This is a genomic window from Variovorax sp. PBL-E5, assembly GCF_901827185.1.
Taxonomy (GTDB): domain Bacteria; phylum Pseudomonadota; class Gammaproteobacteria; order Burkholderiales; family Burkholderiaceae_C; genus Variovorax.
This window is the reverse complement of record NZ_LR594671.1, coordinates 4,339,830-4,365,440: the sequence shown is the minus strand read 5'-3', so window position 1 is coordinate 4,365,440 and position 25,611 is coordinate 4,339,830. Positions and strand designations below refer to the sequence as shown.

Here is a 25,611-nt window from a genome sequence, read left to right as displayed (position 1 = left end):
TACCGATCCGGCGCAAGTTTCAGGCGATGCTGGGTTCGTAGACCGAGCGCAAGGAGTTCTCGATCGCGCGCTGCGTCAGGTCGCGCGCGATGAACACGATCCAGCCGGGCCGCGCCGATTCGTCGGGCCAGCGCGGCAGGCGCTCGATGGGGTAGAGCACGTGCTGCACGCCCTGCACGACGACGGGGCGATCGTCGTCCTGCACCGCCAGCAGACCCTTCACGCGCAGGATCGAATCGCCGCGGCTGGCGAGCAGCAGTTCGAGCCAGTCGACGAAGGCGGCCCAGTCGAGTGCTTGCTCCAACTGCACGGTGAAGGTCTTGATGGCCTGGTCGTGGCCGTGCGCGTGATGGCCATGTGCGTGCGAGGCCTCACTCGATGCTCGCGGAAGACGCCATTGCGCGTCGGCTTCTTCGAGGATCTGCGATGCGGGCAACTGCGCCTTGCGGGACATCAGCATCGTCGCCGACGGATTCATCTGCGCCAGCTTCTCGACCAGCACTGTGCAGTCGGCGTCCTCGACGAGATCGATCTTGGTCACGATGACGCGGTCGGCGGTGGCGAGCTGTTGCCGCGCTTCGCGATGGGCGGTCAAGGTGTGCTCGCCGTTCACTGCATCCACGGTCGTGATCACCTGGCCGAGCCGGAAGAAGGGTGTCAGGCTCTGTTCGCTCAGGATCGCCTGCATGATCGGTGCCGGATCGGCGAGGCCGGTGGTCTCGACGACGACGCGGGCAAAGGCCGGGATCTCGCCCGTGCGCATGAGCCCGTGCAGCTCGGCCAGCGTCGACACCAGGTCATCGCGCACCGAGCAGCACAGGCAGCCGGAGCTCAGCAGCACCACGTCCTCGGCCACCTCGCGCACCAGCAGGTGATCGAGCCCCACTTCACCGAACTCGTTGATGACCACCGCGGTGTCCGCGAGCGCCCGGTCGGCCAGCAGGTGGCGCAGCAGCGTCGTCTTGCCGCTGCCCAGGAAGCCGGTCAGCACATGGATCGGCGTGCGGCTGTCGGCGCGATGCCCTGCGGCGGGCTCGGCGTGGGCCATGGCTCAGGCGACCTCGAAGATGGCGTCCACCTCCACGGCGACGTTGCGCGGCAGCGAGCTGCAGCCGACGGCCGCGCGCGCATGCCGGCCGGCATCGCCGAAGACCTCGACCATGAGGTCCGATGCGCCGTTGATCACCTTGGGATGGTCGCCGAACTCGGGCGCGGCATTCACGAAGCCGCCCAGGCGCACGCAGCCGACCACGCTGTCCAGGCTGCCGCCCAGCGCGGTGCGCAATTGGGCGAGGATGTTGATCGCGCAAAGCCGGGCTGCCTTCTGTGCGTCTTCGATCGACACGTCGCGGCCGACCTTGCCGACGTACTGGTCCTTGCCGTCCGCGGTCGGCACTTGGCCTGCGATGTAGATCATCGAGCCGCTTCTGCGCGCCGGAACGTAGTTCGCCGCCGGCGCGACGGCCTTGGGCAGCGTGATGCCGAGTTGTTCGAGGCGCGCTTCGGCCTGGTGTTGGGTCATGGTCTTGTCTTCCTTCGTTGGTGGGTCGGTCAGCTGCCGAAATAGAGATCGTCGAGCGGCGCTGAAAGCAGGTTGGCGGCTTCCGGCTCGCCCAGCGCGGGCACCAGCGAACGTCCCGTGTTGCGAATGTCGCGCAACACGCCGCGCTTGGCGACCGCGGGCTTCTTCGTGTGCATACCCTCGAGGATCTCGAGATGCGCGGAGGCATCCCAGGGTATGTCGGGCGACAGCAGCGAGAGGTACATCGTGGGGCCGAACTGCAGCCAGAGCGATTCCACGAGCGGCATCAGCACTTCCGTGTCGGCGGCCTGGTAGAGCGTGAAGTGAAAGCGCTGGTTCGACGAGAGACAGCCCAGCAGGTTGCGCTTCGCGATGGCGTCGAGCAACTCGTTGTTGATGGTGGTGAGCGTCTTCAGCAAGGCCGGCGTGCCATTGCGGCAAGCCATCTCGGCCGCAAGGCCTTCGACGAGTTCGCGCACCGCGAAGAGTTCGTTCAGCTTCTTGGGCGTGAGGCGCGGAACCCGGACCGAACCGTTCGCCGTGTCCTCGAGCGCGTTGGTGACCACCAGCCGCGTCAAGGCTTCGCGAATCGGCATCGGGCTGGTGCCGAAGCTGCTGGCGAGTTTGCGCAGGCTCATCACCTGACCGGGCACGAAGGCGCCCACCATGAGTCCGCGTCGCAGGCGCTGGAAGACTTCTTCCTGCACACGGCCGCGGCCGCGCTTGGTCGGCTCTTCGACAGCCTCTTGTCGTTGGCGTTCGGCAGTCTGTTCCATGGCGCTCCTCTGCTGTGTCTCGTGTGGGTTCGATGCGGGTTAACCCGGTTGACCGTGATTATACGTGTGATCACACTATGTGATCAATAGGGAGATCGATGTTGTCTCGTGCAGCGGAAAAACGATCAACCCTAAGCCTGCGCGGCAATGACGGTCAAGAGTTGGTTTCAGTTCATTTGCTCAATCATTGATAGGTCTATCCATGCGATTTCCTCGTGCAAGTTTCTCGATGTGCGCGCGCTGGCGAACTGCCGCACTGGTTGCAGTGCTGAGCCTGGGTGCTCATGCCTGGGCGGCGGACGAGGTCAACGTCCGTTTCAGCTGGAAACTGAAGGGGGAATACGCGCATCTCTACCTGGCGCAGGACAAGGGCTTCTATGCTGCGAAGAACCTCGCCGTGCGCATGGGCGAGGGCGCCGGCGCACCGGCGGCGCTGGGCGCTCTGCTGCAGGGTCAGGAGGACGTGGTCGTGATGCCGGCCATCTTCGCCGTTTCCGCGATCCAGAAGGGCATGCCGATCAAGATCGTCGCCCTCTATCAACCGAAGACGCCGATCGTGCTGATCTCGCAGCCCGACAAACCGGTGCTCAAGCCCAAGGATCTCGAAGGCAAGACCGTGGCGCATGCCGTCGGCGAAACCGGCACGTCCTACCTGTCGGCCTTCTGTGCGGTCAACCACATCGATTGCAGCAAGGTGAAGAAGGTGCAGATGGATGCGCAGTCGCGCGTGCCGCAATTCCTGCAGAAGCAGGTGGACGTGGTGAGCGTCTATCGCAACAATGACCTGCCGATCATCGAGGCGCGCATGGACACCAGGTTCCCGATGCTCGACCTGGCGCAGAACGGGCTCGCGATCCCCGGCCTGGCCGCCGTGTCGAGCAACGCGATCATCGCGAAGAAGCCCGATGTGCTCAAGCGCTACCTGGCGGCGGTGAACGAAGGGATCGCAGCCACGCGCAAGGATCCCAAGGCCGCGACGGCCGCGCTCGCCAAGGCCTGGCAGGGCGGTCCTTCGGCGGACGTGATCGAGGCGCAGGTGCGCGCCACGATGGATGCGATCGAGACCGAGGCGGGCAAGCCGGTCGGATGGACGGATGCCAACACCATCGTCCAGGCACTGAACCTGCTTAAGACAGACGAAGCCATCGGCACGCCGAAGCCGGCCGATGTCTTCTTCACCAATGCCCTGCTGAATCCCTAGTGCGAGGCCATTCATGACCGAATTGAAACATCCCGGGATCGTCGCCATGCCCAACGTCGGAAGCACCAAGAAGAAGCCGCCTCGCGTCAATCTGCTCGAGCGCTATGCGTCCTTGCTGCTGGCGGCGGCGATCCTCGTCATCTGGCAGATCGCGGTCCCGCTGTCCGGACTGTCGGAATTCGTGCTGCCGACACCGCTGGCCATCGCCAAGCGCATGGTGACGGACTTCAACCTGCTGGCGGCCCACTCCTACATCACGCTGCTCGAAGTGCTCGCCGGCTTCTTTGCCGGCGTGATCATCGGGATTCCGCTGGCGCTCGCGATCTTCTATTCGAAGGTCTTCGAGCGTGCGGTCTACCCGCTCCTGGTCGCGCTGCAGACCGTGCCGAAGATCGCACTGGCGCCGTTGCTGGTCCTCTACCTCGGCTACGGCTGGGCGCCGAAGATCAGCCTGGCGTTCCTGATCTCCTTTTTCCCGATCGTGATCTCGACGGTGGTCGGCCTGCAGTCGCTCGACAAGGCGCTGGTCAACATGGTGCGGTCGATGGGCGCCAGCGAATTGCAGACCTTCTTCAAGGTCCGCCTGCCGGCCGCATTGCCGAGCATCTTCGGCGGCCTGAAGGTCGCGATCTCGCTGGCCGTGATCGGCGCCATCATCGGCGAATACATCGCTGCCGAACGCGGACTCGGCTACCTGCAGCTGCAGGCCAACTCGCAGTTCGACACCACCCTCAACTTCGCGACCGTCGTCACCATCTCGCTGATCGGCGTGCTGCTCTATTTCGTTCTTTCGCTCGTCGAGAGCAAGGTTTCGTATCAACGTGAAAGCGCCAAATGATCAAGCACATGCATCCCGCGGCCGATGCCAGGAGGCCCACCCATGAGTAGCGTTGTGGCCGGACATGCCGCCGCCGTCACCATCCAGGGCGTCTCCAAGTCCTACGAGGTGCGCGCCGGCGACGACGTGCTGGCGCTCGACCGCGTCGATCTCGACATCGCGCCCGGCAGCTTCGTCGCCATCGTCGGCCCGAGCGGCTGCGGCAAAAGCACACTGCTGTCCCTGCTCGCCGGCCTGACGCCGGTCAGCTCGGGCCGCCTGGGCATCGACGGCGACGAAGTCGTCAAGCCGCATCCGAAGGCCGGCGTCGTCTTCCAGTCCGACCTGCTGCTCTACTGGAGAAGCATCCTCGACAACATCCTGTTGCCGATCGAGATCAAGGGCATGGACCGCGTGGCCTATGCCGATCGCGCGCGCGATCTGCTCGCGCAGGTCGGCCTCAGCGGCTTCGACAACAAGTACCCCTCCGAGCTCTCCGGCGGCATGCGCCAGCGCGTCGCGATCTGCCGCGCGCTGATCCAGGAGCCCGGCCTGCTGCTGATGGACGAGCCCTTCGGCGCGCTCGACGCGCTCACGCGCGAGCAGATGATCATGGACCTGCAGACGATGTGGATGCGGCTGCGCAACACCGTGCTCTTCATCACCCACGGCATCGACGAGGCGGTGTTCCTCGCCGACCGCGTGATCGTCATGTCGCCGCGGCCCGGCCGCGTCGATCTCGATCTGACCATCGACATCCCGCGTCCGCGCCGCTGGAGCGGCGTCCATGAAGACCCGCGCTTCCAGCACTACGTTCGCCAGGTGCGCGAGATCTTCGAAGCCAAGGGCGTGCTCGTCGCACATTGAGGTCCACATGAAGATATCCATTCTGGGCGCGGGCGCAGGCGGCGCCGCGGCAGTGGCCGAGCTCACGCTGGCCGGTCACGAAGTGGTTCTGTGGAACCGTTCTCCCGAGACGCTCGCGCCGTTCCAGGCGCTGGGCGGCGTGCGCTACGAGGGCGTGCTGGGCGAAGGCATGGCGCGGCCGCGCCTGATCACCGCCGACCTCGCGTCGGCGATCCAGGGCGTCGATGCGGCCGTCGTCACGCTGCCGACCTTCTCCCATGCGCCGGTCGCGCGCGCGCTGGCCGCGGCCGGCTGGCCGGCGAACCGGCCGGTGGTGCTGAACCCGGGCCATACCGGCGGCGCGCTCGAATTCGCCGAGGCCTGGCGCAGCGTGCGCGCCGACCTGCCGCCGATCGCGGAGTTCTCCACGCTGACCTACGTCGCACGCAAGTACCAGGCCGATGGCGTGACCGTCACCGGCCGCGCGCGCCAGGTGCGCGCGGCCGCGCTGCCCGGTGGCGATGCGGCGTTGACGATGGCCTGCCGACTCTTCCCCGGCGCTTCGCCGGTCGGCGACGTGCTGGCGTCCGCGCTGGCCAATGCCAACCTCGTGCTGCATCCGCCGGGTGCGGTGCTGGGCGCGGCCTGGGTCGAAGCGACGCAAGGTGATTTCACTTTCTATGTGCAGGCCATGACGCCCGGGGTGTCGCGCACCATGCACGCGCTCGACGACGAGCGGCTCGCCGTCGCCGCGGCCTTCGGCCACCAGTTGCCCAACCTCATCGAGGAGATGAAGTTGATCGGCACGGTCGAATCCTCGGTCACCGACACGCAGGACTTCAGGGCCGCGATCGCGGGCGGCGAAGCGAACAAGCGCATCAAGGGACCGGACTCGCTCCAGCACCGCTACTACCGCGAGGACTTCGGCCACGGCTTGTTGCCCTTTCTCGAACTGGCGGCCATCGCCGGCGTCGCGGTGCCGGTGGCGCGTTCGCTCTTCACGCTGGCGCAGGCGCTGGTCGGCATCGACTACGCGAAGGGCGGACGCACCGCCGAGGCCATGGGCATCGCCGGCCTCTCCAAATCCGAACTTCTACAACGTGTGAGGCAGCAGCCATGAACTGGGATCAGGTCGTCATCGCGATCGTCGGCGGTGACCGTCGCGAGCAGGAAATCGCGCGCTGCGCCGTCGCCGCCGGCGCCGAGGTGCGCGCCTATGGCTTCCCCTGGCCCGGGCAGGGCATCGAAGGCGTGCGCCACACCGCGAACGCCGCCGAAGCGTTGAAGGGCGCCGACATCGCGCTGTTCCCGATCCCCGGCATTGCGCCCGACGGCGCATTGTTCGCGCCGCAATGCGCCGAGCGCATCATCCCCGACGCCGCCATGCTCGGCGCCATGCGCCGGCCGGGCCACATCATCCTCGGCTGGGCCGATCCCAAGCTGAAGGCGCATTGCGAAACCATCGGCATCACGCTGCACGAGTACGAATGGGACGAAGACCTGATGCTGCTGCGCGGCCCGGCCATCGTCGAAGGCATGCTCAAGGTGCTGATCGAGAACACCGACATCACGATCCACAAGGCCAAGGTCTGCCAGATCGGGCAGGGCACCATCGGCACGCTGGTCACGCGCATGCTGCTCGCGCTCGGCGCGCGCGTGCACGTCGCGGCGCGCAATGCGGTGCAGCGCGCCGGGGCCTATGCGGCCGGTGCGGAACCGCACGAACTGTCCGAGCTCGCCGAGGTGCTGCCCGGCACCGACATCGTGATCGCCAGCGTGCCCGCGCGCGTGCTGGGGCGCGAGATGCTCGAGAAATTGCCCAAGCATGCGCTCCTGGTCGACCTCGCCGCGCCGCCCGGCGGCATCGATCGCGATGCGGCGCAGGAACTCGGCCTCAAGTTCGTCTGGGCGCGCGGCCTCGGTTCGAGAGCGCCCGTCACCGTGGGCCGCAGCCAATGGAGCGGCGTGCAGCGCCGCATCGACAACATCCTCAAGGAGATCCAATGAGCAACGCCGACCTGGTGATTCGCAACGCACGCGTGGTGCGCCATGACGGGGAGTTTCACGGTGGCGTCGCCGTGAAGGACGGCAAGATCATCATGACGGGCGCCGACAGCGCGCTGCCCCAGGGCCATCGCGACATCGATGCCGGCGGCCGCGTGCTGATGCCCGGCGTGATCGATCCGCACTGCCATCTCGGCGTCAAGTATCCCTATGCCGAGGACATGCGCACGGAACTCGCGGCCGCGGCCTCGGGCGGCATCACCACGGCATTGCTCTACATCCGCAACCTCAAGCCCTCCTACATCCCGTTCTACGAGGAACGCAAGGCGGTGGGCGAGGAAAACGCGCCCATCGACTTCGGCTTCCACTTCGGCATCCAGCGCGAAGAGCACATCGCCGAGATTCCCGAGATCATCGCCAAGACCGGCGTGCGCTCGTTCAAGTGCTACTTCGGCTACGAGCCCGACAACCCGATCGGCATCGTGCCCGCGACCGACGGCTGGGTGTACGCGGCGATGCGCATCCTGGCGAAGGTGCCCGGCGCGCTCATCAACGTGCACTGCGAGAACACGCAGATCGCGTCGTGGCTGAAGAACGAGATCAAGGCCACGGGCCGGCAGGATCTCGGCGCTTACACCGAATCGCGCCCGGCCTTCTGCGAGGTCGAGACGATCCGCCGCATGATCTTCCTGGCCGAGCGCACCGGCTGTTCGCTGCACCTGGTCCACACCTCGGTCGGCATGGGCCCGGTGCTGGCCGCCGAGGCGCAGGCACGCGGCGTGAATGTCACCGTCGAGACCTGTCAGCACTACCTCACGCGCACCTGCTACGACAAGGACCTCGACATGCGCGCCAAGATCTCGCCGCCGCTGCGCGACCAGGAAGAGCAGGACGGCCTCTGGCGCGGCATCATGAACGGCTCGGTCTACAGCCTCGGCACCGACCACGTGCCCTTCCTGCCGAAGAAGGGCGAGGACCTGTGGACCGAGTTCCCGGGCGTGGTGTCCTTTCCCTGGGAGCTCTCGCTGATGCTGCACTTCGGCGTGCACCAGCGCGGCCTGTCGCTGTCGCGGCTGGTGCAGCTCAATTCGGCCCATCCGGCACGGCGCTTCGGCCTCTGGCCGCGCAAGGGCAACATCGAAGTCGGCTTCGATGCCGACATGGTGCTGGTCGATCTCGACGAAGAGCGCACCGTCAAGCACACCGGCAAGGGCACCTGCATCTACGAAGGCTGGAAGCTCAAGGGCTGGCCCGTGCTCACGACCTCGCGCGGCGCGGTCGTCTACGAGAACGGCGCGGTCGACGAAAGCGCCTACGGCCGCGGCCGCTGCCTCACCGTGCCTGCGTGACCATGGAGACCGGATTCTGCGAGCCGGTGATGGGCAGCGTGGCGCCGGTCGCCCGCAGCCTCGGCGAGCGCATCGATGCCGTGCATGCGGTGGTGCGCGAACTCGCGGCGCGACAGCCGCCGCTGCGCCGCGAGCGCTTGTCCGGCATCCACAATCCCTGGGGCCATGCGTCGGTGCTCGCCGATGCGTGGCGCTTTCTCGATCTGTGCGAAGACCCGGCGATTCTCGATCGGGTCGAGCAGATCATCGGTCCCGACATCGTGCTGTGGGACTCGCAGCTGCATCTCGAGGCGGCGTCCTATCTGCGCTTCGTCGAAGCGCAGCGCGAAGGCCGCTACTGGCCGGTGCTGCCGCTCGCGGGTGCGGTCGTGCTTGTCGCGCCCGGCCATCCATCGGCGCCGGTGAGCTGCTTCGATCTCGCGGTCCTCGGCGGCGCGCCACGGCCCGCGCTGGATCCGCGCGCGCCGCTCTACGTGATCCGCTACATGCCCGCCGCGAGCCGCTTCGTGCGCGACCCGCATGCGCCGGCCAACTGGACCGCGATGGAGGAACAGCCGCTCCTCAACTACGCGACCCGGCCGCTCTGGCTGGTGCGCGGCGAGGACCGTGCGGGCAACGATTTCGTCACCGGCTTTTCGCCCGCCGTCCCACGCTGGGCCGGCCATCAACCTCAGGAGCACTGACATGCCATTCGTGATCGTCGAAATGTGGGAAGGCCGCACGGTCGACCAGAAACGCAACCTGGTCAAGGCCATCACGCAGGCCATGGTCGACCATGCGAACTGCAAGCCCGACCACCTGCACGTGGTGATCCACGACACGCCCAAGGACAGCTGGGGACGCAACGGCGTGCTCGGCATCGACATGAAGGAAAAATGATGACGCTCGACAACCTCGACACCCGCAATTCCGCGCTGCTGGTCATCGACCTGCAGAACGCCTTCGTTCACGACAAGGGCACGCTCGGCATCTCCGGCGTCGACACGAAGCGGCTGTCGGCCATCGTGCCCACGCTCGCCGAACTCATTCCGCGCTGCCAGGCGGCAGGCATTCCCGTCATCTGGACGGTGCAGGAGCATTTCGCCGTCGATGCCAGCCGCGCGCACAAGAAGCTCGCGGGCCACACCTCGCGGCGCAAGCAGGTGTCGGCGCTCGCCGGCACATGGGACGAGGAGATCGTCGAAGAGCTCAAGCCGCTCGCTGCCGTCAATCCGTCGTACGTGATCCGCAAGCACCGCTTCGGCGCCTTCTACGAGACCCGTCTCGAGATGATGCTGAAGATGCTCGGCACCCGCACGCTGTTCATCGCCGGCACCACCACCAACGCCTGTGTCGAGACCAGCATCCGCGAAGCCTATCTGCGCGACTACGACGTCGTCGCGCTCGACGATTGCATCTCGGGCGTCAACGGCGAATGGGAAGCGACGGCCAAGAAAGTCTGGAAGCAGTACTTCTGCGAGATCTCCGATTCGAAGGAGATGCTCGGCTGGATCGAGGCGCAATCGGCGCCCCGCGCGCTGGGCTACGGTCACATGCTGATGATGGTGCAAGACGTGCCGCGTTCGACCGCCTTCTATGTCGACCAGCTCGGCTTCAGCATCCGGCCGGCCAAGCCGCTGGCCGACGGCCGGCCCTTCACCGCCTTCCACCAGGGCGTGGCCATCGTCGGCGGACGCGCGGCATCGCACAAGCAGATCGATCACATGGCCTTCGAGGTCAACGACGTGCGCGCGCTGCGCGAGCGACTGAAGAAGACGAGCGTCGAGTTCCAGGAGGACCTGCACGACGGGCCCTATGGCTTGACCATCTATGTCACCGATCCCGACGGCACGCGCATCGAGCTCTACCAGGTCGGCGCCAAGGTCTGACGGCAGCTTCGCCGCGATCGTGCATGCATGACGAGGGTGCGATCGCCGGCGCGCTTGCCGACAGAAGACCATGCACTTCCTGAAGCTCGACCTCAATCTGCTGGTGGCGCTGGACGCGCTGCTGACGGACCCGCATGTCACCCGTGCCGCCGAACGGCTGCGCGTCAGCCAGTCCACGCTGAGCGGTTCGCTGGCGCGGCTGCGCGAATACTTCGAGGACGAACTGATCGTCCAGGTTGGCCGGCGCATGGAGCTGACGCCGCTCGCCCAGGAATTGCGCTCGCCGCTGCGCGAGCTGCTCGGCAGCACCGAGCGGCTGCTCTCGACCAAGGCGCGCTTCGATCCGGCGAGCGCAGAGCGCTGCTTCACCATCACCTGCACCGACTACGTCTGGGCCACGCTGCTGCGCGAAGTCGTCGCCCGGCTGGCCACCGAGGCGCCGCACGTGCGGCTCGAATACACCGGCAGCACGCGCGACTTCGCCGAGCGGCGCATCGAGCTGCTGGTCGTCTCGGATCGCTTCGCGCTCGATGGCCATCCGTCGCAGGCGCTGTTCGCGGATCCCTTTGTCTGCATCGCCTGGTCCGGCAACACGAAGATCGGCGAGTCGCTGGATTTCGAGGACTACTTCGCCCACCGGCATGTCGTCGCCTACTCGTCACGCCCGACGCTGGTCGCCGACTGGATCGCCTCGGCACACGGCCGCCATGTGGACGTGGCGGCGCGGGCGCCGAACTTCACGCTGGTGCCGCAATCGATCGTCGGCACGCCCTACCTGGCCACCGTGCCGCTGCGCATGGCGAACCACTACGCAAAGCACCTGCCGCTGCGCATCCTGCAGCCGCCGCTCGAACTGCCGGTGCTGGCCGACGTGCTCCAGTGGCACGGCCATCAGGACGCGGACGAAGGCTTGCGCTGGCTGCGGCAGCTGATCGTCGATGCGTGCCGCCGCATGGACGACGCGCCGCCGGCCTGAAGCCATGAAGGCGGCACCGTGCCGGCCGCGTGCACGCCCTGGCGCAGCACCACCCGCGCCGCGCCGCGCGAAGGCCAGCCGATCGGATCCGCATCGACGAACAGGACGAGATCGGCAGGCTCGCCCGCCAGCACGGGCCGAGGCCGTGGCGCGGGCTGAAGCCAGTCGGCGCGGCACAGCGACTGCGACCAGGCATCGAAAGGATCGCCCAGCTGCGCGGCCATCGTCGCGGCGCTCAGGGTCTCGACCGGGTCCAGGCTGCCCAGCCGGCAGAACGCGTCCTGCACGCTGTCGCTCGCGAACAGCAGCGGGATGCCGCGCGCAGCCGCTTCCTTGACGAGCGTGATGCCGCGCAGGCGCGGCGTCCGGTCCTGCGCGGCATCCTGCAGCAGCAGGTTGGCCATCGGCAGCGAGACGATCGTGATCGGCACGCGCGCGACCGCATCCAGCGTGGCGAGCGCGCGCGCCGGCGTCTGCGCGGCGAGCGCGCAGGCGTGGCTGCAGACGACGCGGCCCGCGAAGCCGATCTCGCGCAGGATGCGCGCCGTGGTCTCGACACCGCGGGCTTCGGGCGCGAGTTCCTCGTCGACGTGCAGGTCGACGTCGAGGCCGAGCGCCTGCGCGCTGAGCAGCAGGTTGCGCAGCGCGTCCGGATTCCAGCCGCTCGAATGGACGAAGGCGCCCACCACGGCGCCGGAACCACCCGCCGCGATGCGCCGCACGATGGCGCGCGCCTGCGCGGCTTCTTCGAAGAAGGCCAGCGGACACAGCGCGACCTTTTCCAGCGCGATGCGATCCGCCCATTCGTCCTTCAGCGCATCGAGGACTTGCCAGGCGACGGGCGCTTCGTCCGGTCGCCACCAGTTGATGTGCGTGCGCAACTGCCGGGTGCCCGCATGCCAGGCCCAGTCCAGCGCGCGCGACGCGCGTGCGTGCACGTCGGCCGGCGTCCAGCGCCCGCGGTCCGCCGCGGTGGCCGCGATGCCGCCGGGCAGGCCGGGCTGCACCGCGCCGAGGCGCGCGGCCGTGAAGGCCTTGTCGAGGTGCGTGTGCGCATCGACGAAGCACGGGAGCGCCAGCGCGCCATGGATGTTCCAGCCTGCGAGCGGCGGCAGCGGCAGGTCGTCGCGCATGGGTGCGATCGTGCCGATCCGCCGATCTTCCAGTTCGAGCAGCGCGAGTGCGACCTCGCCGTCGGCGGCCGGCCATTGCGCCGGCAGCAGCCAGCGCGGCAGGCGCGCGTTGGCGATGAAGCGGGGCGGGTCCAATGAAGGCACGGAAGGGTCCGCGCGACGGCCTCAGTTCTTCGCCGGCGCGAGCAGCACGTTGGTGTAGTAGTCGTCGAGCGGCTTGGCCGACGCGTGCTGCGGATTGACCAGCGCCATCTCGTCGAGCGCCGAGCGGATGACGGCCGGATCGATGTGGCCCAGCGGTTCCTTGGTCGCGACCGGCGTGAATTCGAGCGTCTTCTTGACCTGCTCCGTGACCACGCCGAGCGGCGGGCCGCCCGACCAGCTCTTGAGCAGCGCTTCGGCCGCGCCGGTCGGGTCGCTGCGCGAACTGTCGAAACCCTGGTTCAGCGCGCGGATGAAGCGGCGCAGCACATCGCCCTTGGTCTGGATCGCCTTGTCGGTCGACACCAGCGCCAGGCCCGGCACCGTGAGCCCGAACTTCGCGGCGTCGAAGATCACGAAATGCAGGTTCTGCGCTTCCAGCATCGGCGGATCGACGTTGAGGTAGGTCGAAGCCAGGTCGACCTGCTTGGCCTGCAGCTGCGACACCCGCATGCCCATGTCGCCGCGCACGCGCTTGATCTTCGAGCAGTCGATCTTGGCCTTGCTGCACAGCACGGGCAGGTACTCGACGGTCGTGTCGCCCGCGGCGGTGGAGACCGATTTGCCTTCCAGGTCCTTCGGCGTGCGCACGGGGTTCTCGCGATTGGAGAGGAAGCCGACGGGCGCGACCGGATGGTAGAGCGCGATCATCTTGATCGGCATGCCCTTGGAAATGGCCGTGATGGCATAGATGCCCGGCAGCACGACCACGTCCTCGTTGCCCTGGATCAGCGAACCCAGCGCGGCCTGCGCGCCGGCGCCTTCGCCGAGTTTGGCATCGATGCCTTCCTTGGCGAAGTAGCCTTTTTCCTTGGCCATGTAGAAGGCCATGTATTCGCCCTTGAGCTTCCAGCTGTAGCGCACGTTGACCTGGTCGGCGGCCGGCGCCGCCTGCGCGCACAGGCCCGACGCTGCGATCACGAGCGCGGTCAGCGCGCGGGTCCAGTTGGCAGGAATTCGATTCGACATGACGATCCTTGGTTGCGTTCGAGGAGACACAGAGGAGATACAGGACACCCGTTCCGCGGATTCTCGGCGCGGGTGGGACGGACAGGAAATCGGTTTTCAGAATGCATCGAATCGGTAGCGCCGATATCGGCACCCTTTTCGGCTTCGAGGTCAGTACAGAACCACGCCGCGAATGGACTCACCCCGCTTCATCAGGTCGAAGCCTTTGTTGATGTCTTCCAGCGGCATGGTGTGCGTGATCAGGTCGTCGATGTTGATCTTGCCCTCCATGTACCAGTCCACGATCCTGGGCACATCCGTGCGCCCGCGCGCCCCGCCGAAGGCCGAGCCCTCCCACTTGCGCCCCGTCACCAGCTGGAACGGCCGCGTGCTGATCTCCGCGCCCGCCTCCGCCACCCCGATGATGATGCTGCGCCCCCAGCCCTTGTGCGTGCACTCCAGCGCCTGGCGCATCACCTTCGTGTTGCCGATGCACTCGAAGCTGTAGTCGGCGCCGCCATCGGTCAACTGCACGATCGCGTCCACCACGTTCTCCGTGTCCTTCGGGTTGATGAAGTGCGTCATGCCGAACTTGCGCGCCATCGCCTCGCGTTCGGGGTTCAGGTCCACGCCGATGATCTTGTCCGCGCCCACCATCTTCGCGCCCTGGATCACGTTCAGGCCGATGCCGCCCAGCCCGAAGACCACCACGTTGGCGCCGGCCTCCACCTTGGCCGTGAAGATCACCGCGCCGATGCCGGTGGTGACGCCGCAGCCGATGTAGCAGACCTTGTCGAAAGGCGCGTCCTCGCGGATCTTGGCCAGCGAGATCTCGGGAGCGACCGTGAAGTTGCTGAAAGTGGAGGTGCCCATGTAGTGAAAGAGCGGCTTGCCGTCCAGGCTGAAGCGGCTGGTGCCGTCGGGCATCAGGCCCTTGCCCTGGGTGCTGCGGATGGACTGGCACAGGTTGGTCTTGCGCGAGAGGCAGAACTTGCACTGGCGGCATTCGGGCGTGTACAGGGGGATGACGTGGTCGCCCTTCTTCAGGGTGGTGACGCCGGGGCCGACGTCGACGACGATGCCCGCGCCCTCGTGGCCGAGGATGGCGGGGAAGATGCCTTCGGGGTCGGCGCCGGAGAGGGTGTAGTAGTCGGTGTGACAGATGCCGGTGGCCTTGATCTCGACGAGCACTTCGCCGAACCTGGGGCCGGCGAGGTCGACGGTTTCGATGCTCAGGGGCTGGCCGGTTTGCCAGGCGATGGCGGCTTTGGTTTTCATCATTCGACCTTTTCGAGCAGGCCCGCGGCGTGCAGCGCCTGCGTGCGTTGCCAGGTCCTGCGAACGAACCTCGCCGCCTCGACGTTCTGTTCGAACAGGTCGTACTTCGCGCCCATGCCGTAGTCGGGCATGTCGATCAACTCGGTGGTCACACAGCGCAGCCGGCTCGCCGGATCGCCCAGGTGATGCGCGAGCGCCTTGCGCAGCGCTTCCTTCGACGGTTCGAGCAAATACGCGTGCCAGGGCGAATGCCACTCGCCGGGCGCGGGCCGCATCATCGGGTACTGGATGCCGCGCGTCGCGCTGCCATCCTCGTTGCGCGCCCACACATTCGGCGGTTGGTTCGGTCCCGCGGGACGGAACTGCACCAGGCGCACGATGCCCTGCGCCAGCCATTGCGCGCACAGCGATCCTTTCTCGAAAGGATCGAGCACGATGCGGCCGTCCTCGACCTCTTCGCGCACGCCCGAGATCTCGAGCTCGGCCGGGTTGCCGATCTTGAAGGTCGCGTGGCTGTAGTCCATCGTGAAGTTGAAGGGAATGCCGCGCGCCTGGACCGCATTCGCGACTTCGGCGACGCGCTTGAACTGCTCGGTCCACATGTTGACGTGCACTTCGAAGCTCGGTTCGACGCCGCGCGCCATGCCGAAGTCGTAGGTATCGAGGTAGTGGTCGACCACCTCCTGGTCGCTCAATGCATGGCCGTCGGCATGGTGCGTGAAGGTCATGATGTTGTGGTGGCGAACGCCGACCTCGCTGCAGATCAGCAGGTTGTCACGCAGCAGCGCTTCGTCGCGGCCGAGCAGGTAGTACCAGGTCGGCTGTTCGATGCGCAGGTCGTGCTTGCGCATTGCCGCGAGGTACGGGTCGAGGTTGCCGCGGCTCGGCAGGCGCGCGAGGTAGTCGAAGACGCCGCTTTCCTTGACCATCGCGAACTGGGTGTCGATCGGATGCTCCTCCATCGTCACGGGTGCGCTCGGCGAGGAGGCCCGGACGCCGCGTCCGCTGCAGCCGATCAGGAGCTCGGGGACTGCACGCTCGGCCTCTTGTGTTTCGTTCATGGCGATCTCGCGCTTATTTCGCGGGCACCGGCACTGCCGCGCCCTGCCGCTGTTCCCGTTCCGCGCGCTCCTTGAGAATGCGCCGCGCGCGCACCGCCGGCGCATCGGTCGACAGCAGGATCGGCTTCATCTTGAAGAGGTCGGTCTCGGATTGCATGTAGGCCTGCTGCGCTTCGATCACGGGCTTGTCCTCGTTGTTGAAGATGTCGATGCCCACGCGCAGCAACTCGTCGCTGAGCGCCCGGTCGCCGGTCCGGAAGTTGCGCGACATGGCCCAGAAGTAGTGCGAGCTGGTCTCGGTCTCCGGCGTCAGCAGGTGCGTCGTCGGAATCGACAGGCCGTCCTCCGGCCGACCGCCGACCGCGGTCATGCCGACGTCCAGCAGCAGATTGCCCGGTGGATTCCAGCGCATGAAGTTGCGGTGGTCGCCGCGCTGCTCGGGCGGGAAGCCCAGCATCTTGAAGTACCCGTTGGGCAATTGGTCGCGGCGCACGAAGCGGGCCCAGACCGTGTCGCCGTTCGCCGGCGACTCTTCCATGGCGGCCGGCCCCGCGGCATTGCGGAACATCGGATGCACGTACTGGCCGTGCGTGAGGTCGAGCAGGTTGTCGCTGATCAGCTGGTAGTTCGCGTTCACGTGCAGGTAGCCGTGGACCGTTTCGAAGCGGTCGTCCTCGAGCGGTTCGAAGCGCACGATCGCGGCCGGGTCGGCCAGCTCGGGCGGACCCATCCAGATCCACACCACGCCTTGCGATTCGACCAGCGGATAGGCGCGGACCCGCGCCATTCTCGGAATCAGTCCATTGCCGTGCGGGTTGTGGGTGCAGGCCCCCTGCGCGTTGAAGCACAGGCCGTGGTAGCCGCATTCGACGGTGTCGCCCTTCAGGGTTCCGCGATGCAGCGGAACGAAGCGGTGCGGGCAGCGGTCGGCCAGCGCAGCGGGCTCGCCGTCCTCGCGCCGGAACAGCACCACGGGTTCTTGCAGGATCGTGCGGGCCAGCAGCGTGCGCTGGATCTCGTGGGACCAGGCTGCGGCATACCAGGCATTTCGGATGAGAGTCATGCGTCGAGTCGAGAGAAAAGGGATGCCCGAATCTTCAGCGACACCTGCCGAAGCGGGAAATCGTTTGTGGGGATGCGATCCATCGACGACCCCGATGGCCGCAGCAACGGCCGGAGGATTCAGCGGTTCGTCAGGCAGCAGTCGACGATCAGTTCGCGCAGCCATTGCATGCCCTGGTCCGATTCCTGATGCCGGTGCCACTGCATGACCTGTGTGAGGACCGGCAGTTCGAGCGGCGCCTCCAGGATCCGCAGCGGAAGATGGCCCGCGTAGTGGTTGGCCATGCGCGTCGGCACGGTGGCGAGATAGGGCGTCCCGACGATCGATTGCGGGACCATCGTGAAGTCGGGAACACGGGTCGCGATGCGGCAGCGCATGCCATGCCGGGCCGCGATCCAGTCCGCGACCAGGGTCGGCCGCGACGACCAGGCGACGATGTGGTCCTGCGCGAAGTACTCGTCGAAGCTGATTGCATCGCCGATCCGGTCGTTGCCGGACCACGCGATGCAGACGAAGGATTCCTGGAACAGCTGCCTCGACGAATGCTCCTTCAGCGCAAAGCGGTCGGCGACGATGAGGAGTTCGACGCGGTGCTCGGCAAAGTCGCGCGCGGTGCCGCCGTATTCGAGCCGGATGCCTGGTGCTTCCGACGCCAGGCGCCGGAGGACCTTGCCGATCAGCGTGGCCCAGACGTAGTCGGTGCAGGTGAGCGTGAAGCGGCGCTCCGAGGTGCCGGGGTCGAAGTGCGACTTGGTCGACAGGAGTTTTTCCGCATCGCCCAGCACGTTGCGCAACGGCTGGCGCATGGCCTCGGCCATCGGCGTCAGTTCCATGCGCCGCCCGACCTGGACGATCAGCTCGTCCTGGAAGTAGTCGCGCAGCCGCGCCAGCGAACCGCTGAGCGTGGGCTGGCTCACGCACAGGCGTTCCGCGGCGCGCGTGACGTGCGGGTCCGTCAGCAGGGCGTCCAGCGCGACCAGGAGATTCAGATCGAGCTTCAGAAAATTCATCTCGCTCCCAGTCTGCCCGAACCGTCGGGCATCAGAAGTTGTGGCGGATACCCAGGTCGTAGCCGGTCGAGGTCTTCGGAACGAAACCGGTGGTCACGAACGCCGGGCCGCCGACGCTCAGGTTGGCGCCGTTCCTGTTGCGGATGCGGGCCACGGTGGCATACAACGCCGTGCGCTTCGACAGATTGTGGACGTAGCCCAGCGCCCATTGGTCGGCGCGTGGATCGCCCGGGCTGCCAGGCACTGTCTGGTGAGTGTCGTAGCGCACATTGCCGTAGCTGGCGCGGATCAGGCCGGGACCGATGGGCGCCATCAGCCCCAGCATGTAGCCGTTGACGTCGATGGTGTTCACGGGTGCGGGCGGTGCAACCACATCGTCGACCTTGCGCTTGACCCTGGAGAGTTCGGCGAACAATTTCACCGGACCGAAGTCGTAGGAGCCGGCGATGTTGAAGGTATCGAGCTTCGCCGTGCTGCCGGCGTCGTAGTTGCTGTCCAGGGTGCTTTCGCCATACGCCGCCGCGATGTTGATCGGTCCGTTGGCCCAGCCGAAGCGCGCGCCGACGTAGCGGCCCGCGCGCGTCTCGGCACCGACCGGCGTGAAATTGCCGGGGCTGTAGTGCGTGCGTTCGCCGAACGCGTATTGCACCTGGCCATAGAAGCCGCCGAGATCCGGCGGCAGGAAGTAGGCGACCATGTTGCTGGCGCGCAGGTAGTTGTTGCCGGTCACGTTGGCCGTGCCGGCGGGCGTGGTGTAGGAAGGCGCGAAGGAGTTCAGCGCGAAGCTCGGTCGCAGGATCAGGTTGGTGCCGACACCGAAGGTGGTGAACGGGTCCAGCGCGGTGTCGTTCCAGACCGTCGCGGTGTAGTCGCGCCCGAGTCGGATCTCGCCGAAGCCGCCCAAGAGGCTGACAGTGGACCGGCGCGAGAAGGTGGTGATGCCGGTCTGTCCGTCGTCGCTCGAGAACGGCGCTTCGAGCCAGAAGCTCGCAGCCAGTCCGCCGCCGAGGTCCTCCGTGCCGCGAAAGCCGATGCGGCTGGCGAAATAGTTGGAATTGGTGAGCGCGGTCTGGCTCGTCGTCACGCTGCCCCGGTTGACGTAGAAGGGGTTCAGCAGCGTCGGCCCGTTCGGGTCCGTCGAGCGGTTCGAGTAGCCGCTGATCGCGGTATCGATCGTGCCGAACACGGTGATGGACGACTGGGCCGAGGCCGCGCCGGCGGCGGCCAGCGCCACCGATGTCAGCCATATTTTTCTCTTCATTGCATGTCTCCGTTGGGAATCGACGGCCGGCTCACGGCAGCGCACAGGGATCGCGCACGCGCGCGCCTGTCCGAGGCCGCCGCGGCGGGCCTTGTGGGCAGAAAGGGCGTGATGTGCAGGCGGGTTGCCTGCGGACGCGGGGCGCGGTCGAACGCGACCGGCCGCCGCCGTCGTCAATGCGCTATGTCCACACCGAATGCCGGCGCAGTGCGATGCGGGGATGGATCCGTGGGGACATCGGGTGAACCTCTTTGAATTGTTCGGCAGGCATCAATGAAGCGCCAGGTGCAGCCCGAGAATAGAGAGCGAACGACCGATGGGAAAATCGTTCTTTCCGATGGCAGCCATGTGATGGCGCAATAGCTGCGCCATCACTCCGGCGCAACTACGCGCCCTGCAAGCCGAGGACCGGCGGCCGCGGCGTCGCGCCGGTGAAGGCGAAATCCACCTCCGGCGCGAGTCCGCTCACGATGCGCGCGATCGACTTGCCCGAACCGCAGGCGTGCGTCCAGCCCAGCGTGCCGTGGCCGGTGTTGAGGAACAGGTTCGGCAACCGGGTGGCGCCGATCAGCGGCACGTTGCTCGGCGTGGCGGGGCGCAGCCCGGTCCAGAACTGGGCCTGCGTCGTGTCGCCGGCGCCGGGGAACAGCTGCTCGACGCGCCGCACGATGGCCTCGCAGCGCACGCGGTTCAGGTCGCGGTCGTAGCCGTTGAGTTCGGCCGTGCCGGCGATGCGCATGCGGTCGCCCGTGGCCGAGGTGTAGCGCGAGAACACCAGCTTGTATTCGTCGTCGGTGAGCGAGACCTGATAGGCCTTCGAGGCATCGATGACCGGCAGCGTGACCGAATAGCCCTTGGCCGGATAGATCGGCAGCCGGATGCCCAACGGCGCCGCATAGAGGGGGCTGAGCGAGCCCATCGCGAGCACGAAGGCATCGCCGCGGATGCGCTGGAAGCGGCCTTCGCTGTCGGTCGCCTCGACGTGGTCGATGCTGCCGCCGGCCTCGCGGATCGCGGTCACCGTGTGGCTCATGAGGAACCTCACACCGGCCGCCTGGCAGAGCTTGACCAGCTCGCGCGCGAAGCGGTTGGCGTCGCCCGACTCGTCCTCGGCCGTGTAGGTGGCGCCGGCCAGCTGCGGGCGGATATGAGCCAGCGCGGGTTCGAGCCGCACGGCTTCGTCGGCCGAGATCACCTGGCGTTCGCAGCCGAGTGCGCGCATCTGCTCGGCGGGCTTGAGCGCGCCATCGAATTCCTTTTGGGTCGTGTAGAAGTGCAGGATGCCCTGCGTGCGCTGCTCGTAGTCGAGGCCGGTGTCGCGGCGCAGCTGCTGCAGCGTCGCGCGGCTGTAGGTGCCCAGCCGCACGATCTGCTCGATGTTGTGGCGGGTGCGCGCCGGCGTGCATTCACGCAGGAACTGCAGGCCCCAGAGCCACTGCCGCATGTCGGCGCGGAAGCGAAAGAGCAGGGGTGCGTCTTCCTTGCCGAGCCATTGCAGCACCTTGAGCGGCGCGCTCGGGTTGGCCCAGGGCTCGGCATGGCTGACCGAGATCTGGCCGCCGTTGGCGAAGCTGGTTTCGGCGGCCGGCGTGGCCTGCCGGTCGATCACGGTCACGTCGTGGCCGAGTTGCTGGAGGTAGTAGGCCGAGGTGACGCCGAGCAGGCCGGCGCCGAGAACGATCACGCGCATGTCAAGAACCCCTTCGAGGTTTTGGCGCTCGAACACGGCGAAACGGATGCTGCAAAAAGAAAAGCAACCGGAACGCATGTTCAAGTTGCCGCTCCCCCTGTCCTCGGTACCTGAGAGATTCACCCTCTGCGGCGCAGCGGGCTTGCTCCTTCGGTGCATCACGTGGCGTGATGGCTCTCCAGACGGCTCTGACGATGGTTGCAGTACGGGCTCATCACGTGAGCCGACCTGAGCGTTTATGGGAGTTTGCGCCTTCGGTGAGGCCGCTCGCGCGGCCTGCTCTCCTGCGAGCGCGAGTCTAACCGAAGCAGGGCGCGCGGTCGATGAGCGCGTGCGACGCGATGCATCACTTCGCGCGATGCCTCGCATCCAAAGGAACGATTTTTTCTTTCGTCCACGGCCTTCGACAATTTTCGCTTCTGCCCTATCGGATATCGAAACGCGAAGCGACCATGAACAGCTCTTCTCTTTTGCACGTGACGGTGAGCGCCGTCCGCCGCGAAGCCCGGCACATCGTGAGCCTCGAGCTGCGTCCGCGCACGCGAGAAGCGTTGCCGGTCTTCGAGCCCGGGGCGCACATCGACCTGCACCTGGCGCCGGATCTGGTCCGCAGCTACTCGCTGCTGAACCCGGACACCGAAGGCGATCGCTACCGGATCGCCATCCTCAACGACAGGAACAGCCGCGGCGGATCGCGCCATGTCCACGAGCGGCTCGCGGTCGGGTCGATGCTGGACATCTCGCCGCCGCGCAATCATTTCCCGCTGAATACCGAAGCGTCGAGGTCGGTCCTGCTGGCGGGCGGCATCGGCATCACGCCGATCCTCGCCATGCACGAGCGGCTCGCGGCGCTGGGCAAGCCGGCGTCGCTGCTGTACTGCGCGCGGTCCCGGCCGGAGGCAGCATTCTGCGAACGGCTCGGGTCGTCGAAGAGCGTCAGCTTCCACTTCGACGAAGAGCAGGGAAGGCCGCCCGATCTGCGCGAATTCCTCTCGGGCGAACCGGCGGCGAGCGATTTCTATTGCTGCGGGCCGGCGCCGATGATTGCTGCCTTCGAACGCATCTGCGAGGAACTCGGCTTCAGGAAGGTCCATGTCGAACGCTTTGCGGCGGATGCGGGGCACGGGGTGTCGCGGCAGCAGCATCCCTACACGGTGACGCTGGCGCGCACCGGCCGGACCCTTGCCGTACAGCCGGGCGTCGCGCTGCTCGATGCCCTGCACCAAGCCGGCATCGACGCCGATTGCGGTTGCCGCGAGGGCGTCTGCCGCGCCTGCGAGACACGGGTGCTCGAGGGCATTCCGGCGCACCGGGATTCGGTGCTCTCGAGCGAGGAGCGCGCTTCGAACCGGACGATGATGGTTTGCGTGTCGGGCTGCGTCGGCGAACACCTCGTTCTCGATCTTTGAGCCGGTCATCGGCAGGAAACCCCTGTCCAGCGCCTGCAGCCAGGGCAGCGCTTCCCGCCGCTCGGCCGCTCTGCCAGCCGCCGAGGCAGACAAAACACCCCTTAAAACGCGCCCCCGTGTGAAATGCATCACGTGAAATGATTAGTTCTTAGGTACTACATGTAATTACAATTGGCTACATGAAGTCACATGCAGGCCACCGTTCGATGGGGAGGCAGGGAAACCTGGCCTTCGGATCGTTCGTCGGATAAAAGCCGATGCTCTACAGCCTGCTCCAACGCCTCGCCCTGGGCCCGCTGCCCATGACGTTCACGAATGCCCAGGAGATCGAGCACCTGCGCACGCTCAGGGACGGCGGCTGGGTCAAGGTCTCTTTCACGCCGGGCGCCAGGCCGGGCCAGGGGACAGCGACGGTGACCGAACTGACCGCCCTGGGCAGGGTGGCCATGCGCTTCATTCCACCTGAGTAGGAGCAAGTCATGCGAGCACTCGTCTGCACCCTGGTCGGCCTTGCCGTCTTTGCCGGTTGTACCGCCGCCTGGTGGTTCTATTGGCCGGTGTGGCAGGTCGAGATGCAGGTCAAGCGCAAGCTCCCCGCGTCCGGTGTCGCGGCGTTCTCGAACGTGACCTACAACCGCAGCACCCGCACGGGTTGCGGCTACCTGAACGCCACCGGCGCGCCCCGCGCGGAAATGCACTTCATCCTGATGCCGGACGGCAGCCTGAAGTTCGACCCCGACGAGCGGGTCCAGGGCTCGACGCTGCAGCAGCTCGAGGTGCTGCGCAGGCACGTCGACTACCTCGCGCTGGTCTACGCCCGCTGCGCGCCAACCTGAGCGCGGGGCAGCGGCTTGGGCGCCGCTTTCATGCGAGAAAGAGTGGGTCGGGGTATAAATCCCGGCCGGTCCGAAACCGGTACCACGACAACAACAGTTTGGAGACCGCATGAATTCGCTCGAGCAGAGAACCTTATCCAAAGTCGGCTGGCGCCTGTTGCCGCTGCTGATGATCAGTTACTTCATCGCCTACCTGGACCGCGTGAACCTGGGCTTCGCCGGCGCCTCGATGTCCAAGGACATGGGCTTCACGAGCGCCATCTTCGGCAGCGCGGCGGGCATCTTCTTCATTGCCTATTTCCTCTTCGAGGTGCCGAGCAACCTGGCGCTGGAACGCTTCGGCGCACGCCGCTGGATCGCGCGCATCATGTTCAGCTGGGGCCTGATCTCCGCGGCCCAGGCCTGGGTGGGCGGCGCGACGAGTTTCAACGTCGTGCGCTTCCTGCTCGGCATTGCCGAAGCCGGATTCTTTCCCGGCGTGATCTTCTACATCACGCTCTGGTTTCCGGCCGCGTACCGCGCCCGCATCGTGGGCTGGTTCATGTTCGCCATTCCGATCTCCACCGTGATCGGTTCGCCCATTTCCGGCTACATCCTCAACATGGAGGGCGTCGGCGGCTTGCACGGCTGGCAATGGCTGTTCATCCTCGAAGCGATTCCCGCGCTGGTGCTGACCTTCTTCGTGCTCATGTACCTGCCCGATCGGCCGAAGGACGCGAAGTGGCTGGCGCCCGAGGAGCGCGACTGGTTGCAGCAGACGCTCGATGCGGAGCAGCGCAATCGCGAATCCATCCACAAGATCTCGTGGACGCAGTCGCTGTTCAACTGGCGCGTGATCGCCCTGGGCTTCGTCTACATGGGCATCACGGTGCCGCTCTATGGCCTGGGCTTCTTCCTGCCGCAGATCATCAAGGGCTTCGGCGGTCTCGGCAATGTCGAGATCGGCTTCATCAATGCCTTCCCATACCTCGTCGGCGCGATCGCCATGCTGTTCTGGACTCGCTGGTCCGACGCGCGGCGCGAACGCAAGTGGTTCGTGCTGGTGCCGCTGGCCTGCATCTTCGCCGGCCTGGTGGCCGCGGCGGAAATCAGCGCCCCGGTGCCGAAGATGGCTGCCGTCACGTTGGCCGCTTTCGGCATCTTCAGCGCATTGCCGGTGTTCTGGACGCTGCCCACCGCTTTCCTGAGCGGCATCGCCGCGGCGGCCGGCATCGCGTGGATCAACTCCATCGGCAACCTCGGCGGCTACATCGGCCCGACGATCTTCGGCATGCTGAAGGACAGGATGGGCAACGACTTCTATGCCGTGTTGTTCCTGGCGCTGCTGCCGGTCGTTGCCTTCGTGCTCGTGCTGCTCATCGGGCACGATCCGCGTGGGGAACAGGCGGCAGAGCCGGTGCGCGCCTGAGTCAATCGACGAACCCGACGCGTTGCCCGCGGGCGAACGCGTTGATGTTGTCGAACGCCATTCCGAAGTAGCGCTCGTAGTTGTCGCGCTCGACATAGCCCAGATGCGGCGTGCACAGCGCCTGCGGCAGGGCGAGCAGCGGATGCGCGGCGCCGAGCACGGGCTCGCTTTCATACACGTCGACCGCCGCGAAGCCGGGCCGTCCCGCGCAGAGTGCAGCAGCGAGTGCGCCTTCGGCGACGAGTTCGGCGCGGCTGGTGTTGACCAGCAGGGCCGACGGTTTCATCCGTGCGAGGTCGTGCGCCGTGACGATGCCCCGCGTCTGGGTATTCAGCCGCACGTGCAGGCTGATCACATCGCTGTCGGCAAAGAAGCTCGCGCGCGAGGGAGCCACTTCGAAGCCATCGGCACGTGCCGCAGCGGTCGAGTCCTCGCGGCCCCAGACCCAGACCGCCATGCCGAAGGCACGGCCGTAGGCGGCCACCTGGCGGCCGATGCGGCCATAGCTCCACACGCCCAACCGCTGGCCGTTCAATTGCTGGCCCAGCGAACCCTGCCAGAGGCCCTCGCGCAGGCGCACGGCTTCGGCCACCAGATGACGCCGGCTCGCGAGCATCAGCGCCCAGGTCAACTCGGCCGTCGCCGCACCGGAGCCCCGGCCGTCTGCTACCGCCACGCCGCGCGCCCTGCAGGCGGCCACATCGACATGACCGGCGATGCGGCCGGTCTGGCTGATCAGGCGCAGTTGCGGCAGGCGATCGAGCAGCGCCGCGTCGATGGCCGTGCGTTCGCGCGTGAGCACGATCGCCTCGGCATCGCGGAACCGCTCGGCGAGCGCATGGCGATCGTGCACGGTGTCGTTGAACACGGTGACCTCATGGCCCTCGAGCTTCGCGAAGCAGGCCAAGTGGCGGACGCAGTCCTGGTAGTCGTCGGGGATCACGATGCGCATGG

26 protein-coding genes and 2 riboswitches are annotated in these 25,611 nt (G+C 66.7%); of the genes, 14 read left to right on the top strand and 12 right to left on the bottom strand.

Annotated features, from left to right (window positions below):
• Positions 1-19: 19 nt before the first annotated feature.
• Genes WDLP6_RS21150 through WDLP6_RS21140 form a run of 3 tightly spaced genes read right to left on the bottom strand, consistent with a single transcriptional unit; the run spans position 20 to position 2,298 of the window.
• On the bottom strand, positions 20-1,048 hold the full coding sequence (locus WDLP6_RS21150; protein WP_162593929.1) for a CobW family GTP-binding protein: 1,029 nt from the start codon (positions 1,046-1,048) through the stop codon (positions 20-22).
• A 3-nt stretch (positions 1,049-1,051) separates the two neighbouring features.
• Entirely contained in the window at positions 1,052-1,522 is a 471-nt protein-coding gene (locus tag WDLP6_RS21145) for a RidA family protein (RefSeq protein ID WP_162593928.1), read from the bottom strand.
• 29 nt (positions 1,523-1,551) lie between these two features.
• Complete coding sequence (locus WDLP6_RS21140; RefSeq protein WP_162593927.1) at positions 1,552-2,298, bottom strand: GntR family transcriptional regulator; 747 nt, start codon at positions 2,296-2,298, stop codon at positions 1,552-1,554.
• Positions 2,299-2,500: 202 nt separating this feature from the next.
• Between WDLP6_RS21140 and WDLP6_RS21135 the strand changes: the two genes are divergently transcribed.
• The 10 genes from WDLP6_RS21135 (at position 2,501) to WDLP6_RS21090 (ending at position 11,359) form a co-directional block, all read left to right on the top strand.
• Entirely contained in the window at positions 2,501-3,499 is a 999-nt protein-coding gene (locus WDLP6_RS21135) for an ABC transporter substrate-binding protein (RefSeq protein ID WP_232077181.1), read from the top strand.
• Between the two features lie 13 nt (positions 3,500-3,512).
• Entirely contained in the window at positions 3,513-4,337 is an 825-nt protein-coding gene (locus WDLP6_RS21130) for an ABC transporter permease (RefSeq protein WP_162593926.1), read from the top strand.
• Positions 4,338-4,379: 42 nt separating this feature from the next.
• Positions 4,380-5,183 (top strand): ABC transporter ATP-binding protein, encoded by an 804-nt coding sequence (locus WDLP6_RS21125; protein ID WP_162569164.1) that lies wholly within the window; start codon positions 4,380-4,382, stop codon positions 5,181-5,183.
• Between the two features lie 7 nt (positions 5,184-5,190).
• Positions 5,191-6,282 carry an NAD/NADP octopine/nopaline dehydrogenase family protein gene (locus WDLP6_RS21120; RefSeq protein WP_162593925.1) on the top strand — a complete coding sequence of 364 codons (1,092 nt, stop codon included), beginning with the start codon at positions 5,191-5,193 and terminating at the stop codon, positions 6,280-6,282.
• Entirely contained in the window at positions 6,279-7,169 is an 891-nt protein-coding gene (locus WDLP6_RS21115; RefSeq protein ID WP_162593924.1) for a dipicolinate synthase subunit DpsA, read from the top strand. The genes WDLP6_RS21120 and WDLP6_RS21115 overlap by 4 nt, the downstream gene beginning before the upstream one ends.
• The gene (locus WDLP6_RS21110) at positions 7,166-8,515 is read left to right on the top strand and encodes a dihydroorotase (protein ID WP_162593923.1); all 1,350 of its coding nucleotides are present in this window, start codon (positions 7,166-7,168) and stop codon (positions 8,513-8,515) included. The genes WDLP6_RS21115 and WDLP6_RS21110 overlap by 4 nt, the downstream gene beginning before the upstream one ends.
• A gap of 2 nt (positions 8,516-8,517) precedes the next feature.
• Entirely contained in the window at positions 8,518-9,198 is a 681-nt protein-coding gene (locus WDLP6_RS21105; protein WP_162593922.1) for a resolvase, read from the top strand.
• 1 nt (position 9,199) lies between these two features.
• Positions 9,200-9,394, top strand: coding sequence for a tautomerase family protein (locus tag WDLP6_RS21100; RefSeq protein ID WP_162569159.1), 195 nt, complete (start codon positions 9,200-9,202; stop codon positions 9,392-9,394).
• The gene (locus WDLP6_RS21095) at positions 9,394-10,383 is read left to right on the top strand and encodes an isochorismatase family protein (RefSeq protein ID WP_162569158.1); all 990 of its coding nucleotides are present in this window, start codon (positions 9,394-9,396) and stop codon (positions 10,381-10,383) included. The genes WDLP6_RS21100 and WDLP6_RS21095 overlap by 1 nt, the downstream gene beginning before the upstream one ends.
• A gap of 70 nt (positions 10,384-10,453) precedes the next feature.
• Entirely contained in the window at positions 10,454-11,359 is a 906-nt protein-coding gene (locus WDLP6_RS21090) for a LysR family transcriptional regulator (protein WP_162593921.1), read from the top strand.
• Here the strand turns inward: WDLP6_RS21090 and WDLP6_RS21085 are convergent.
• From WDLP6_RS21085 to WDLP6_RS21050, 8 genes are all read right to left on the bottom strand, one after another.
• On the bottom strand, positions 11,275-12,636 hold the full coding sequence (locus tag WDLP6_RS21085; RefSeq protein WP_332105591.1) for an amidohydrolase family protein: 1,362 nt from the start codon (positions 12,634-12,636) through the stop codon (positions 11,275-11,277). The genes WDLP6_RS21090 and WDLP6_RS21085 overlap by 85 nt on opposite strands.
• Positions 12,637-12,657: 21 nt before the next feature.
• On the bottom strand, positions 12,658-13,662 hold the full coding sequence (locus WDLP6_RS21080) for an ABC transporter substrate-binding protein (RefSeq protein ID WP_162593920.1): 1,005 nt from the start codon (positions 13,660-13,662) through the stop codon (positions 12,658-12,660).
• Positions 13,663-13,812: 150 nt separating this feature from the next.
• Entirely contained in the window at positions 13,813-14,919 is a 1,107-nt protein-coding gene (locus WDLP6_RS21075) for an S-(hydroxymethyl)glutathione dehydrogenase/class III alcohol dehydrogenase (RefSeq protein ID WP_162593919.1), read from the bottom strand.
• Positions 14,919-15,980 (bottom strand): xylose isomerase, encoded by a 1,062-nt coding sequence (locus WDLP6_RS21070; protein WP_162593918.1) that lies wholly within the window; start codon positions 15,978-15,980, stop codon positions 14,919-14,921. Before WDLP6_RS21070 ends, WDLP6_RS21075 begins: the two co-directional genes overlap by 1 nt.
• A 13-nt stretch (positions 15,981-15,993) precedes the next feature.
• Positions 15,994-17,043: an aromatic ring-hydroxylating dioxygenase subunit alpha gene (locus WDLP6_RS21065; RefSeq protein ID WP_162593917.1), complete on the bottom strand. Its 1,050-nt coding sequence runs from the start codon at positions 17,041-17,043 to the stop codon at positions 15,994-15,996.
• A 119-nt stretch (positions 17,044-17,162) separates the two neighbouring features.
• Positions 17,163-18,053, bottom strand: a complete 891-nt coding sequence (locus tag WDLP6_RS21060; RefSeq protein ID WP_162593916.1) for a LysR family transcriptional regulator — start codon at positions 18,051-18,053, stop codon at positions 17,163-17,165.
• A 31-nt stretch (positions 18,054-18,084) separates the two neighbouring features.
• Complete coding sequence (locus WDLP6_RS21055; protein WP_162593915.1) at positions 18,085-19,314, bottom strand: porin; 1,230 nt, start codon at positions 19,312-19,314, stop codon at positions 18,085-18,087.
• 385 nt (positions 19,315-19,699) lie between these two features.
• A complete protein-coding gene (locus WDLP6_RS21050; RefSeq protein ID WP_162593914.1) occupies positions 19,700-21,004 on the bottom strand; it encodes a D-amino acid dehydrogenase in 1,305 nt (434 codons plus the stop codon).
• 87 nt (positions 21,005-21,091) lie between these two features.
• Positions 21,092-21,196, bottom strand: a riboswitch (glycine riboswitch).
• Between the two features lie 15 nt (positions 21,197-21,211).
• A riboswitch (glycine riboswitch) is annotated at positions 21,212-21,301 on the bottom strand.
• Positions 21,302-21,456: 155 nt separating this feature from the next.
• Here WDLP6_RS21050 and WDLP6_RS21045 point away from each other — a divergent pair.
• The 4 genes from WDLP6_RS21045 (at position 21,457) to WDLP6_RS21030 (ending at position 24,657) form a co-directional block, all read left to right on the top strand.
• On the top strand, positions 21,457-22,413 hold the full coding sequence (locus WDLP6_RS21045; protein WP_162593913.1) for a PDR/VanB family oxidoreductase: 957 nt from the start codon (positions 21,457-21,459) through the stop codon (positions 22,411-22,413).
• A gap of 302 nt (positions 22,414-22,715) precedes the next feature.
• Positions 22,716-22,883 carry a hypothetical protein gene (locus WDLP6_RS21040; RefSeq protein ID WP_162593912.1) on the top strand — a complete coding sequence of 56 codons (168 nt, stop codon included), beginning with the start codon at positions 22,716-22,718 and terminating at the stop codon, positions 22,881-22,883.
• Positions 22,884-22,892: 9 nt separating this feature from the next.
• Positions 22,893-23,249, top strand: coding sequence for a hypothetical protein (locus WDLP6_RS21035; protein ID WP_162593911.1), 357 nt, complete (start codon positions 22,893-22,895; stop codon positions 23,247-23,249).
• Positions 23,250-23,358: 109 nt separating this feature from the next.
• Positions 23,359-24,657 carry an MFS transporter gene (locus tag WDLP6_RS21030; protein WP_162593910.1) on the top strand — a complete coding sequence of 433 codons (1,299 nt, stop codon included), beginning with the start codon at positions 23,359-23,361 and terminating at the stop codon, positions 24,655-24,657.
• A gap of 1 nt (position 24,658) precedes the next feature.
• Here WDLP6_RS21030 and WDLP6_RS21025 read toward each other — a convergent pair whose 3' ends face one another.
• Positions 24,659-25,609, bottom strand: coding sequence for a D-2-hydroxyacid dehydrogenase family protein (locus tag WDLP6_RS21025; protein WP_162593909.1), 951 nt, complete (start codon positions 25,607-25,609; stop codon positions 24,659-24,661).
• Between the last annotated feature and the right edge of the window lie 2 nt (positions 25,610-25,611).